Here is a 12,930-nt window from a genome sequence, read left to right as displayed (position 1 = left end):
TCTCCTTTATTCATTTTGAGAATGTCCCTCATGATTACTTAAGTACTTTTCAGCAAGCTTTTCAACAACATCAACGACATCATGTGCCTTTATTTTATGGTTTGCTACTCTCTCACTTCCTACAGAAATCTCAACTGTAAATAACGCTTCATATTTCATTTTTTCTGCCCCTTTCGCATTAAATATAACCTCTTATCTTTTATCCTTTTATTTCACAAAAATTCATTATGTATTTAAAACCTCGAGAGTCTAAAAGTTAAACAAATAAAAATGTATGAGAAAGGAGAGACGGCATGCCTCTCCTTTATATCCATTTCATATATAAAATTAACGAGTAACGCCACCGCCAAGTTGTTGCTCAGCTAGTGATACAAGACGTTTCGTAATTTCACCACCAACAGATCCGTTTGCACGAGCTGTTGCATCTGCTCCAAGTTGTACGCCAAATTCTTGAGCAATTTCATATTTCATTTGATCAAGAGCTTGTTCAGCGCCACGTACTAATAATTGATTGCTACTTCCACTGTTATTGTTTGACATGTTCATTCACCTCCTTCTTTCTTTAATATGTTAAATTACATGCTAAAATATATAGCTAATTAATTGGTAATTACGACCGTGAATTCAAAGGTATAATTGATGCCCTTTAAGCCCAACATAATAGTGTATAGGAGAACGAAATACAATATACGTGCCATGGGATATTATAAATAGGCCTCCATCAGAAAATGAAACGGGTTACGCTATATAAAAGCATAACCCGTTTCTAATGAAATATTTTATTCCATATACGTTTAAACAATGGAGGAAAATGATGAAACATATTATTGCTTTATTAATTAAATACACAGCGATAACTGCAGTATTACTTATCGTACTCAGTATCTTTCAAGGCATTTCCATTCCTAGAGTATTACTCATTTCTCTTTTCTTAACAGGAGCTGCCTATTTAATCGGCGATCTCTTCATTTTACCTAAATACGGAAATACGATTGCTACAATGGCAGATTTCGGCTTAAGCTTCTTCGGAATTTGGCTTTTAACATACTTGTTTACTAATTTAGATGCTACTCGTAATATTGGACTTTCTTCATTCTTAGCCGCTTTAATTATTGGCGGAATAGAGGTTTTCTTCCACATTTATATGAAGAGGTTAGTACTGCGTAACGACGATGAATTAAGAAATCACAATCATATTCATCATGATAAATATGCTATGGAAATGTCAGATGAATATATGGATTCTTCTACAATAAATAAATCTAAAGTTGAGGATACATCTAAAAAATAAAAAAGTGGCCAATGCCACTTTTTTATTTTTGTTTATTAAGCTTGATCAGAGTTTTTCACATGTAATGGAGGTGGAACTACCCACCCTTTTTTCTTACTTAAACGCAGTAACGTTACACCTGCTTGCGCTTTTTTCATATGAAATTGTCCAAATAGCATTCCGACATCTTCTCGAAGACATTTTCCCATCACTTGACTACATGTCACAAGTCCAGCTGCTAATCCTGTAGAAACCGCTGCTGCAATTTCTGCATCATTAATACGTGCTCCAGGAGGAATGTCTTCAATAGATGCAACTGGTCGTTCTGGCGGAGCTGGCGGTAAAGCTACGCCATTAACTTTTAAAAGAGTTTTTAACTCTTCTATTTCTGAATTCATATCATTTTCAATTAAGCTTTCTAAAAACTTCTTCAAATCTTCGTCACCTGTATGATTCATAAATACTTGATGGCTTGCGATTCCACCTTGTGCGGCTAGAAGATAACTCCAAATATCAAATACTTCTCCGTAATGTAACGGTTCATTTTGAGGGTTTCCACTTAAAATACCCATTTTTAAATTCCTCCCTTTCGAAAATATCATAATCAATATTGATTTCAATATTGAAATCAAATTTTTAAGTATGCTTTTTCCTGCAAAAGCTTTTCTACTATGCATGGAAAACACCTTTCCAACACTGCGTGTTTATTGTTTAGGAAAGTCGTTTACAAATTAAATACCCAAAGATTATGAAAGAAGATTATCAATAATCTTTGAGTGAGAATCCATTTACTATAAGGGTTTTTATTTTTATACATATACAAAAGAAATTGATTTACATATTCGCTATATTTTATACGAATTCTCTTAGCGGTTAGCTCTACCACCAAGTTGTTGTTCAGCCATTGCAACTAAACGTTTTGTAATTTCACCACCAACAGATCCGTTTGAACGAGCTGTTGTATCTGCACCAAGTTGTACACCAAACTCTTGTGCAATTTCATATTTCATTTGATCAAGAGCCTGTTCAGCACCTCGAACTAATAATTCATTACGATTTCCACTATTATTGTTTGCCATATTATTTCACCTCCGATGTTTTTAATATGCGACAAATTATGAAATAATAATTATCCTTTTTATGGAAATTAGATTATGAATAATTATTGAGTTTCTTCTTAAAATAGGGCAAAAGATATAAGAAAGAAGAGTTGCTATAACATACTTTCATAACAACACTATGTACAGGTTTCTCTTTACTAAAAATTTATATTTTATCAAGAGATACATATAAAGTGAAATTTTAATCAGTGGGGTTTTGTTCATCCCCGGGTGATTATCAGCCCTCATCAATCGGGCTTTTACGGGCAGCCGGCAAATAGCGAGATAAATTATGAAAAATGATTCCTAAGGAGATATGAGATGAAAGCTGTAACCTATCAAGGACCAAACCAAGTACAAGTTAAACAGGTTGATGATGCAAAGTTAGAGAAAAAAGATGATATTATTGTAAAAATTACTTCAACTGCTATTTGCGGTTCTGATTTACATTTATATCAGGGCAACATGCCTTTACCTCCAGGTTACATTATTGGTCATGAGCCAATGGGCATTGTTGAAGAAGTTGGTCCAGATGTTACTAAAGTGAAAAAAGGAGATCGTGTTGTCATCCCCTTCAACGTTTCTTGTGGACATTGTTTTTATTGCCAACATGAAATGGAAAGCCAATGTGATAACTCCAATCCTCATTATGATTCTGGTGGATACTTTGGTTATACAGAGAAATTTGGTAACCATCCAGGTGGACAAGCAGAATATTTAAAAGTTCCTTTTGGAAATTTCACTCCATTTGTTATACCAGAATCATGCGAACTTGAAGATGAATCTTTACTGTTTTTATCCGATGTTTTGCCAACAGCCTATTGGAGTGTAATAAACGCTGGTGTTAAGCCAGGTGATACTGTTATCGTCCTTGGTTGCGGGCCTGTTGGATTAATGACACAAAAATTTGCTTGGATGCAAGGTGCTAAGCGTGTAATCGCAGTCGATTACTTAGATTATCGTATAAATTATGCAAAAAAGATTAACAATGTTGAGGTATTTGAGTTTACAAAATTCCCCGATATGGGAGAACATTTAAAGGAAATCACACATGGCGGTGCCGATGTAGTCATTGATTGCGTGGGCATGGATGGAAAAAAATCGCCACTAGAATTTCTAGAACAAAAATTAAAATTACAAGGCGGAACTCTCGGCCCTATTCAAATCGCTACGAAAGCCGTAAGAAAATATGGAACGGTTCAAATGACTGGCGTTTATGGTGGCAATTATAATGCATTTCCACTCGGAGCATTTTGGGTTAGAAATATTAACCTTAAAATGGGACAAGCACCTGTTATTCATTTTATGCCGGAACTATTTGAAAAAATAATAAACAAAGAATTCGATCCAAAAGAGATTATTACACACAAAATCCCCCTTGAAGAAGCGAGCTATGGTTATCAAATTTTTAATAATCGTGAAGATGATTGTATAAAAGTCATTTTAAAACCTTGAAGATACAATTTATTATTCTTAATAAAAAGATAAGATTACACTCCGTAATCTTATCTTTTTTATTAAATTGTAAGTAGCTATTCCCCCATTTTCATCTCATATCGAAAATAGTTATTTCCAAAAGAATTTGCATTTTGAGATCATGATTTATTGGTAAAAAAATGAATTTGAGTATTAAGTAACCAATTAGCGGACACGATAACAATGTTAACTAACTTAAAAGAGGTGTACTTCATGTTTTATTATAAAGAAGAACTGATTAATATTATCAAGCCGGACAAGCCAGATCCAGCTGCCGCAAAAGTTTTACAAGAAATATTAGGTGGGCATTATGGCGAAATGCGTACAATGATGCAATACTTCTTCCAAAGCTCAAATTTTAGAGGTAAAGAGAAGCAATATCGCGATTTACTTCGAGGTGTTTTTTTAGAGGAAATAAGCCATGTAGAACTTGTACAACATACAATTAATCAGCTACTAACTGGATCTGGTGAACCTACGCCAGGAAATGCTGGTATTGACAACGCACCGCTTGATGAAGCGGTTAAACATGCAAACCCTCACCACTTTATTGTAGGTGCTCAAAGTTCATTACCTGTTGATGCAGCTGGAAATCCGTGGAATGGATCTTGGGTATATAGTCATGGAAACTTAATTAGCGATTTACTAGATAATGTCGTACTTGAATCTACAGGCGTACTTCAAAAGACTAGAATTTATGAAATGAGTTCTAATCAAACATTTAGAGAAACTCTTGCATTTTTAATTGTACGTGATAATGCACATCAAAATGCTTTCGCAAAAGCTTTAGAGACATTGGGTGTTGAATGGGGAAAACTCTTCCCTGTGCCGAACTATGATATTAATAAATACCCAGAGTGCAGAAAGTATGTAGACATGGGATTCCATAACGCACAATTTAATTTTAGCTTAGATCCAACAAGAATGGGAGAAATATTCCAAGGTGAATCACCAAGTAGAAACAAAGGAACATTAGCAGTAACTGACCCGCCAAAAGGTTTTCCTGTACCAGAACTTCCTGAAATGCCAAATGAGCATAGTCCTGGATTAAAAGATATGGGTCTTTAAGATCATTATGGCCAACTATTGATTCATGGTTGGTCATAGTTATTTATAAAGATTCATGTAAACTTGTTGTTAACATGATAGGATGTTTTAATAAATCCTCTTTATTTAAAAGTGATGTTGATTATATTGCTGCTCCTCTTAATTTTGTTTCTATGAACCATTAAACGCCACTGTATACTTACTTATAATCTCCCTACCTCTATTCACGTATAACATCCTTATATTGTAAACAAAGAGGAGGGACTTCTCCCCCTCTTCTTTTAATTTTTCTTTAAAAGAGTTGCTCCTGCAATCCCTGGGTGTGTCATTTCGAATGGATCTAGAATTAATTCTAAGTCTTCTTGTGACAGTACACCATTTTTCACACAAAGTTCTCGAACGGATTGCCCTGTCGCGATTGCTTCTTTCGCAACGCGAGCTGCTGCTTCATAACCGATATGAGGGTTCACGGCTGTAATAATTCCTACACTTTTCTCAACATACTCTTTTAAGCGATCTTCATTCGCTTCAATTCCTTTTAAGCAATTATCTGTAAAGGCACGGAAACCGTTATTCATAATGCTAATAGATTGAAGTAAGTTGAAAACAAGTACTGGTTCCATAACGTTTAATTCTAACTGTCCTGCTTCTGAAGCAAGGCAAATTGTATGGTCATTACCAATTACTTGGAACGCAATTTGATTAATTACTTCTGGCATAACAGGGTTTACTTTCCCTGGCATAATAGAAGAACCTGGTTGGCGAGCTGGTAACATAATTTCAGCTAAACCAACACGAGGACCTGATGCCATTAAGCGAAGGTCATTCGCAATTTTAGACATATTCATCATACATACTTTCAGTGCTGCAGATACTTCAGTATACGCATCCGTATTTTGCGTCGCATCTACTAAATCTTCTGCACCGACAAGCGGGAGTTCACTAATTGCAGCTAAATGTTTTACAACTGCTTCAATATATTCTGGATCTGCATTTAAGCCTGTACCAACTGCAGTTGCCCCCATATTTACTTCATATAAGTGTTGACGCGATTGTTGAATACGTTTCATATCACGTTCAAGTACGCGAGAATATGCTTTAAATTCTTGTCCAAGACGAATTGGCACAGCGTCTTGTAAATGTGTACGACCCATTTTAATCACATGGTCGAACTGCTCTGCTTTTAATTCAAATATATCGTGCATATAACCCATCGTTTGTAATAAGCCTTCTAATGCATTTAATGTTGCAATATGAATCGCCGTTGGGAATGCATCATTTGTTGATTGCGCCATGTTTACATGACTATTTGGACTAATATAATGATAGTCTCCCTTTTCCATCCCTAATAATTCAAGGGCACGATTGGCAATGACTTCATTTGCATTCATGTTCATTGAAGTACCCGCTCCGCCTTGGATTGGATCTACGATGAAATGATCATGCCATTTTCCATCAAGAATTTCTTGAGCAGCTTCTGCGATGGCACCGCCCTTGTTTAATTCCAATCTTCCTACATCTGTATTGGCAAGCGCTGCAGCTTTTTTTACAACTGCGAACGCTTTAATTAAACTTTCATGAATTTTATACCCTGTAATCGGGAAATTTTCAACAGCGCGTAAAGTTTGAATTCCGTAATATGCCTCAATAGGTAATTCCTTTCCTCCCAAAAAATCATTCTCCACTCGCACGTTCTTGTTTGTCATTTCCATTTTAATTTCTCCCCCATATTAAATGTAAAACCTAAATAAATCATATGAAGTCATTACCAATCCTTATCAGATTTTATTGTTAAATCGTAGGCTAAAGGCTCTTCAATAATTTTTTTAATCTCTTCTAATTTATTAGTTTTCCCAAGCGCCCACATCAATTTTGCTATGATGGCTTCCGTATTCATATCTCCAGATAATATTACTTGATGTTGTGCCACTTTCCGTCCTACTTCATAGAGAAGTATGTCTTCTCCTTCTTCCAGGCATTGAGTAGTAATCACTACAGCAATCCCCATTTCAGTCAACTCTTGAATTTTCGAAAGCAAGTTCCTTCCTTCAAAAGGTAATCCACCGTTACCAAAACTTTCAATAATAATCCCTTTGTACAAATCTTTTAAACAATCAAATATCTCTGGTTTTGTACCTGGATACAATTTCATAAGAAAAACATCCGTACATAAATTAGTATTTATTGAAAGTTCATTATGGGAGGACTTTGGCTTCCAATGATATTTCAGTTCATCTTCATTTACCTCAGCAACATATGGATAATTCACACTTTCAAATGCATCATAACTTTTTGTTCGCATTTTAACTGCTCTCGTCCCAATAATCACCCTACTATCAAAAACAATAAACACACCGCCAACATCCTCACAGGCAAATCTAAGAGCATCAGCTACATTTTTCTTTGCGTCTGTCTTTTTAAAACTAATAGGTACTTGTGAACCTGTTAAAACAACTGGTTTTCTTAAACCTTGAAGCATATAAGATAACGCGGAAGATGTATAAGCTAACGTATCCGTTCCATGTGTAATCACAAACCCGTCATAGTCATCATAGTGATTAAAAACAGCATTAGCTATTTCTTTCCAGTGCTCAGGTTGCATATTGGTACTATCAATATTCATTAAGATTTTGCAATCTATTTCTAAGTTTCGAGAAGACTTCGAAAAATAATTCAATAATTCCTCAGCGGACAATCCTGGAACAAGCCCCTCATTCCCCTCCACAGATGCAATTGTCCCACCAGTTGCAAGTAATAAAATTTTCTTCATACACAACCCCTCCATAAAATAAACAACGATATATCGTTCGCGTAATGCGTATTTATATTTATCATTATAGAACTTAATTTGAATTAATCAAGATTTTGTATTCAATACGCGTACTTTTTTTCTATTCTTGATTCTTTTTCTATGTTATAATTAATTTAATAAAATTAGATGGGGTATGAGACGAATGCTGGAACGTTTATCTAAATTAAGAAAAAATCAAAAATGGTCCTTACAAGAGACAGCAGATCGACTTGGGATTGCGAAAAGCACCTATGCCGGGTATGAAAATGGTTATAGATTACCTTCATTACAATCTTTATCAAAAATAGCCGATTTATTTGATACATCTGTAGATTATATATTAGGTCGAATTGAACATTCACATCAAAACAAAGATGTAATTGATATTACAAGACTCCTAAACGATCCAGATCCAACACTTTTAATAGATGGAGAAGCACTGTCAACAGAAGAGATAATAGATTTTATTGCTTTTGTGAGAAGTAAACGAGAACTAAGTTCCAAGAGAATAGAAAATATTGAACCAACATGTAAAAGTTGATTCAATAAAAAACGAAGACACTGTACTCTTTAAACTTAGAAATACTTAGACAATTAATTTGCAAACGGTTTATATAATGAATTCTTAGCAGCTGGCCTCATTCGGGGACTTATACTTGGAAATAATCCCATTGGTTATATGATTCAATTATTTTTCATCATTTGTGTAGTGGTAGCGGCTATTTTCGGAGGTTTCACATCCAATAAATCAATTATCATGAAACAAGGATTTCTCGCTATTTTAGCGTTGCTTGCCCTTTTATCTGTCATATAGAACTAAAGCTTTTCAATAAAGGAACTCACTTTTGAAGAATACGCCATTCTTTCTGTAGATTTATAAGAAAGAATGGCGTTTTTGTATGTCTATTTCTGTATCGAAAGAATTTGAAAGTATAACAGAATTCAAACAAGAATTAGCAAAGTAGATAAAGTACTATAATCATGAAAGAATCAAGGAAAAATAAAAGGAAATGAATCCAGTATTGTACTAGGCTCATTCCCTAGAGACTACTTAATAAACCGACCTTTCTAACTTTCGGGGGCACAGTCTAGTTGAAGTGCTACAACTACTTTAAAGTTAAGTGTTTAACTTTGAAGTACTTAATTCTTTTTTCCAGACAAAGCATACATTATATCTTGATGCTTTATTGTCCTCTTATAATTATGTGGTATCGGGAATTTGTTTCGGTGTTCTTTTATTATAATTATGATTACTATAAGTGATAAAGCTACAGGTATAAAAACGATTAACAAAGCATCTTAATGTTTATGAAATTCTTTGTTAATCGTTTCTCTTCTCCCTAATCTCCTGCGAGACTATATTTTTTCATTAAAATTCCCCATATCTTATTTGATTTATTCTGTAACACCAGATTGGGTTACTTTTACATCAGCTGTTACACGAAAACGTAATTGTTTATAGGATTCTTCCCATTCTTGACTGTTCCATTTTCTTACGTGAGTTCTACCAAGCTTTCTAAGTCCTATAGGATCTGTGTCTTTTTTAATAAATCTCTTTATCAATGTAGTTGCTTTTTTCTCTATTTCTTTTTCCATAATTTTTTCTAATTTTTTTATTTCTTTAGGATTATCTAGATTTTTTGTTTTTGTAAATTCTTGAATTTCAGCTTTAACTTGAATATGAGCATTTACGAATGGATGCTTACTATTCCCCTCCATCTTATATTTTGTTCTAGCTTTTATATTCTCTATCGTGGCGTAAGTATTTGGGGAACCAGGTAGTTTGAATTGGTATGTACCTTGTTTAAAATTATCTGTCAACAATTTAAATACAAATAAATCTTTAGGGTTTACTTTATCAACCATTTTACATCTTTTAAAAAGTGCTATTCCATCTAACTCCAACACATTACCTTTTTTAGATATTATCGGTAAATATGAATCTCTCGCATCATCATTAAGTTGGTTTAAAAACATAAAAAAATTTGTTTTTGGCTGCGTTCCATTATCTATATTTTGCTCCAGTAAAGAGGATAGATAGGAAGCAATTTCTTTTTCTTCAGAATAGTTCCCCTTTAATAGTGATTCCCCTTTTACATTTGTAATTGCTAAATAAATTGCATTTCCTACACTAGGATTTCGATTCAAAGTCTCTAAAATTTCCTGCATTCCCTTTTCAATTATTTTTTCATTAAATATAATAACACGCAATTGCCCCAACTCTAGAGGTCCAGAAGATTTTTCGGATGCTCTTGCAAGAACTTCTCTACCAGTCTGGCCTGATGCTGAATAGATTTTCGTTTCACCTTCCCCGCCTCCTTTATAAGCTGAAATCGCAAAGGTTCCTTTTAGCTTACCTTTTGCTTCGGTATCATATGCCGCAACTTGAACTAAGTCAATGTCATCCACAATTTTCGTTTTAGCACAACCTATTAAGAAGACACTTACTATAAGGAAAAGTATCCATCGCTTCATGTTTATCTCCTTAACTTTATTTTGGCGGTTTGAATTAGCCATAGTACAGGTAGGTATACATATATATATATAAAGCCCATTTGACCTGTCCAAGTATTTAATAAGTTAATTTTATTACGGTTATTCAAGAAAAATGATAAAACAAAGATGAATAGGATGATAACTGGCAAAACATATTTTTGCTTTATTCCCAGTGCCTCTTTTATACCACGACTTACTCCCCATAATGTAAAGGAAACATTGGGTAATATAAAAAAAGCCCAAACAGAAACAATAATGTATTCAAACCGCTCTATAAAGGGAAATTGTATAATTTTAATCATGCTTAAATATGCCCATATCGCACTCGCTAGTTGTTTTTCACTAAAAAACGCAAGAGTTAAAATCATAAGGTATGTGTAGACAATAGTCGTTACTAAATTTGCATAGTGCGCATATTTTTGAGACGTTTTTGCCTTTTTAATAAATGGGTAGTACAGCAATAACATTTCAAATCCAAAAAAACTAAACATATTTCCTTTCATTCCTTTCATAATTTCTAGGAATGAATGCTGTGCAATTGGAAATAAATTTCGGAAATCTGCATACTGCAAAGGATAAAAAAATGTGAAGATTAGAATGCTTGGGATAACGATTCCAAAGAAACCGATTCCGGCAACTACACGAAATCCTCCAGTAACAATGTAATAGCATAAACCCAAAAAAGCCCCAGCTATAACCCAAGATGAAATAGAAGGAAACATCCAAACATGTACTACTTCGATATAAGTATGTAGTGTTGTTGCACCTAACAATACAATATAGGATAAAAAAATGAAGTTGAATATTCCACCAATCCATTTTCCAAGTACGTTTTGATTGATTGCAATGATGTCTCCATTACCCTGATTTAAAATCTGATATATGATCCAAATCATAAGATTGACAGATATTCCAAAAAGTAGCGTGCTAATCCACGCATCATTTCCAACTAATTTTGCACTAATCCTTTCAAAACCAAGCATACCAACCCCCATCTGTATAGTAATAATTAAAAAAAATACCATATATGGAGAGACTTGATACTCAATTGGGATCTGTTTCATAATGCTCCTCCCTGTTAAATTCAATCATCAAAATCATTTCTTGATAGTATTTTATTTTTCTCTACCTCTTCTGGATTAAAGCGAAAACGCTGTTTAGACCTTGAAAAAATAGGACGTCGAAACATCGCTGAAATCGGCATACGTACAATACTGTCTTTCCAATCTGTAAGGCGTGTAGGATAAAAAGGAAACAAATAAGGACGTCTTAATGATTCTGTACGTAATAAACGTGCTAAAAGCAAAGAGCTTGTTAAAACAATTCCTAATAAACCCAACAGGTGTGCGGCGATTATAAAAGGAAAACGAATTACTCGAATTGTATTACCAATTCGATATATTGGTGCTGTAAATGAGCTAAGGGCTGAAAGTGCAACAATGATAATAAGTACATTACTTGTAAGACTTGCCTCTACCGATGCCTGTCCAATTACAATACCACCTACTATACCGACAGTTAGACCCACTTTAGTTGGTAAACGTGCCCCCGCTTCTCTCAGTAATTCAATCGTTATTTCTAAAAAAAGTGCTTCAATAACTGGAGGAAAAGGTACTTTACTTCTCGATATGATTAACGTTTCAAGAAGTTCTCTCGGAATTAGCTCGTAATGATATGTTAAAATTGCAACATATAATGGAGTTGTTAAGACAGAAAAAATAAAAGCAAAAAGCCTTAGCAGTCGAAAAAAGGAGGAAATAATCCAAGGCATGGTGTAATCTTCTGTCGTAGAAAAAAAGTCAATTAATGTTGTTGGAAGAGTGATAGCATAAGGCGAGCCATCTACAAAAAGTGCAATTTTCCCTTCTGCTAATACAGCTGCCACACGGTCCGGACGTTCTGTATTCAAAAATTGAGGGAATATAGAATTCGGGTTGTCTGCAATTAACTGCATCAAATAAGTACTATCCAAAACATGGTCTGTTTTTATTTGACTTACCCTTTTTATAATTTCTTGTAGATTTTGATCATTTACAATTCCCTCAATAAATACAATCGCAACAGTTGTGTTAGAGAGAGATCCTACTTTCAATTCTTTCATTTGTAAATAAGGTGTTGGAAGCTTTCTACGTACTAAATTTAAATTTACATCTAAATCTTCGACAAATGCGATTTGCGGACCCACAATATTGTATTCAATTTCGGCTTTTGTAATATCCCTTTTTTCTTTCTTTGACACATTTACTAACAAACAATTTAATTTATCTGTATCGAACTGAATCAGTATATAGCCATTTAAAATACTATCCTGAATATCTTCCATTTGATTTGTTATTTTTGAATTCTCAAAAGGTAAGACAGAGTGAATATCTTGTAACGAATCGAAGCTCTTCTCTTTTATATAAGTCAAAACCTCTTCATGAAATATATTTACATCGATTAATGTTCTAAAATATGAAATGACTATAGAGGAATTATTAGAAGCAATTTCCAACGTTATAAAATCTTTAGATTTTTTTAGTAATTTCATTAAATCCTGCAAAGATTCTATAGAGTAAACAGATATTCTTTCATGTGGTTTCAATTGATAATACCCTTCCTTTCAGAAAGAAACTATATATAGTTTTCAGGAAATTGCTATTTTTAAAATTAGGGATGGTGATATGTAAATATACTTATTGAATTAATAATAACGCCTTTGAAAATAACTTAACCAAAATTAGTTAAAAAATGTATTAAAAGTAAAAATA

13 protein-coding genes and 1 pseudogene are annotated in these 12,930 nt (G+C 33.8%); 5 read left to right on the top strand and 9 right to left on the bottom strand.

Features of this window, described 5'->3' with window-relative positions; translation table 11 throughout:
* Window positions 1–6 precede the first annotated feature (6 nt).
* Window positions 7–159 carry a hypothetical protein gene (locus tag N2V92_RS19390; protein ID WP_000872954.1) on the bottom strand — a complete coding sequence of 51 codons (153 nt, stop codon included), beginning with the start codon at window positions 157–159 and terminating at the stop codon, window positions 7–9.
* A 168-nt stretch (window positions 160–327) separates the two neighbouring features.
* Window positions 328–540 carry an alpha/beta-type small acid-soluble spore protein gene (locus N2V92_RS19385; protein ID WP_000069660.1) on the bottom strand — a complete coding sequence of 71 codons (213 nt, stop codon included), beginning with the start codon at window positions 538–540 and terminating at the stop codon, window positions 328–330.
* A 274-nt stretch (window positions 541–814) separates the two neighbouring features.
* Between N2V92_RS19385 and N2V92_RS19380 the strand changes: the two genes are divergently transcribed.
* Window positions 815–1,291, top strand: coding sequence for a YndM family protein (locus N2V92_RS19380; protein WP_000680463.1), 477 nt, complete (start codon window positions 815–817; stop codon window positions 1,289–1,291).
* Window positions 1,292–1,326: 35 nt separating this feature from the next.
* Here N2V92_RS19380 and N2V92_RS19375 read toward each other — a convergent pair whose 3' ends face one another.
* Together N2V92_RS19375 and sasP are read right to left on the bottom strand one after the other, a co-directional pair.
* Window positions 1,327–1,842, bottom strand: a complete 516-nt coding sequence (locus tag N2V92_RS19375; protein ID WP_000512139.1) for a DUF3231 family protein — start codon at window positions 1,840–1,842, stop codon at window positions 1,327–1,329.
* Window positions 1,843–2,136: 294 nt separating this feature from the next.
* Window positions 2,137–2,349, bottom strand: coding sequence for a small acid-soluble spore protein, SasP family (gene sasP / locus N2V92_RS19370; RefSeq protein ID WP_000002833.1), 213 nt, complete (start codon window positions 2,347–2,349; stop codon window positions 2,137–2,139).
* Window positions 2,350–2,691: 342 nt separating this feature from the next.
* On the opposite strand from sasP, the gene N2V92_RS19365 reads away from it, so the two are divergent.
* Both N2V92_RS19365 and N2V92_RS19360 read left to right on the top strand, forming a co-directional pair.
* Window positions 2,692–3,825: a zinc-dependent alcohol dehydrogenase gene (locus tag N2V92_RS19365; protein WP_000649073.1), complete on the top strand. Its 1,134-nt coding sequence runs from the start codon at window positions 2,692–2,694 to the stop codon at window positions 3,823–3,825.
* Window positions 3,826–4,059: 234 nt separating this feature from the next.
* Window positions 4,060–4,914: a manganese catalase family protein gene (locus tag N2V92_RS19360; protein ID WP_000500352.1), complete on the top strand. Its 855-nt coding sequence runs from the start codon at window positions 4,060–4,062 to the stop codon at window positions 4,912–4,914.
* A gap of 260 nt (window positions 4,915–5,174) precedes the next feature.
* On the opposite strand, the gene aspA is transcribed toward N2V92_RS19360, so the two are convergent.
* Window positions 5,175–6,605 (bottom strand): aspartate ammonia-lyase, encoded by a 1,431-nt coding sequence (gene aspA / locus N2V92_RS19355; protein ID WP_042598234.1) that lies wholly within the window; start codon window positions 6,603–6,605, stop codon window positions 5,175–5,177.
* Window positions 6,606–6,658: 53 nt separating this feature from the next.
* Window positions 6,659–7,663, bottom strand: coding sequence for an asparaginase (gene ansA, locus N2V92_RS19350; RefSeq protein ID WP_000722293.1), 1,005 nt, complete (start codon window positions 7,661–7,663; stop codon window positions 6,659–6,661).
* A gap of 184 nt (window positions 7,664–7,847) precedes the next feature.
* On the opposite strand from ansA, the gene ansR reads away from it, so the two are divergent.
* Together ansR and N2V92_RS19340 are read left to right on the top strand one after the other, a co-directional pair.
* Window positions 7,848–8,225: an HTH-type transcriptional regulator AnsR gene (gene ansR / locus N2V92_RS19345; protein WP_000893569.1), complete on the top strand. Its 378-nt coding sequence runs from the start codon at window positions 7,848–7,850 to the stop codon at window positions 8,223–8,225.
* Between the two features lie 57 nt (window positions 8,226–8,282).
* Window positions 8,283–8,498, top strand: a pseudogene (locus tag N2V92_RS19340) (DUF1304 domain-containing protein); the annotation flags it as partial.
* 581 nt (window positions 8,499–9,079) lie between these two features.
* On the opposite strand, the gene N2V92_RS19335 reads toward N2V92_RS19340, so the two are convergent.
* From N2V92_RS19335 to N2V92_RS19325, 3 genes are read right to left on the bottom strand one after another with little or no spacing between them, the layout of a single operon-like run.
* The gene (locus N2V92_RS19335; RefSeq protein WP_000832875.1) at window positions 9,080–10,159 is read right to left on the bottom strand and encodes a Ger(x)C family spore germination protein; all 1,080 of its coding nucleotides are present in this window, start codon (window positions 10,157–10,159) and stop codon (window positions 9,080–9,082) included.
* Window positions 10,160–10,161: 2 nt separating this feature from the next.
* A complete protein-coding gene (locus tag N2V92_RS19330; RefSeq protein WP_000809703.1) occupies window positions 10,162–11,244 on the bottom strand; it encodes a GerAB/ArcD/ProY family transporter in 1,083 nt (360 codons plus the stop codon).
* 20 nt (window positions 11,245–11,264) lie between these two features.
* A complete protein-coding gene (locus N2V92_RS19325; RefSeq protein ID WP_000802307.1) occupies window positions 11,265–12,764 on the bottom strand; it encodes a spore germination protein in 1,500 nt (499 codons plus the stop codon).
* Between the last annotated feature and the right edge of the window lie 166 nt (window positions 12,765–12,930).

This window comes from Bacillus sp. CH_48 (assembly GCF_038008465.1).
GTDB classification, from domain to species: domain Bacteria; phylum Bacillota; class Bacilli; order Bacillales; family Bacillaceae_G; genus Bacillus_A; species Bacillus_A thuringiensis_S.
The sequence above is the reverse complement of the archived record's forward strand: the minus strand, read 5'-3'. Positions and strand labels throughout refer to the sequence as shown.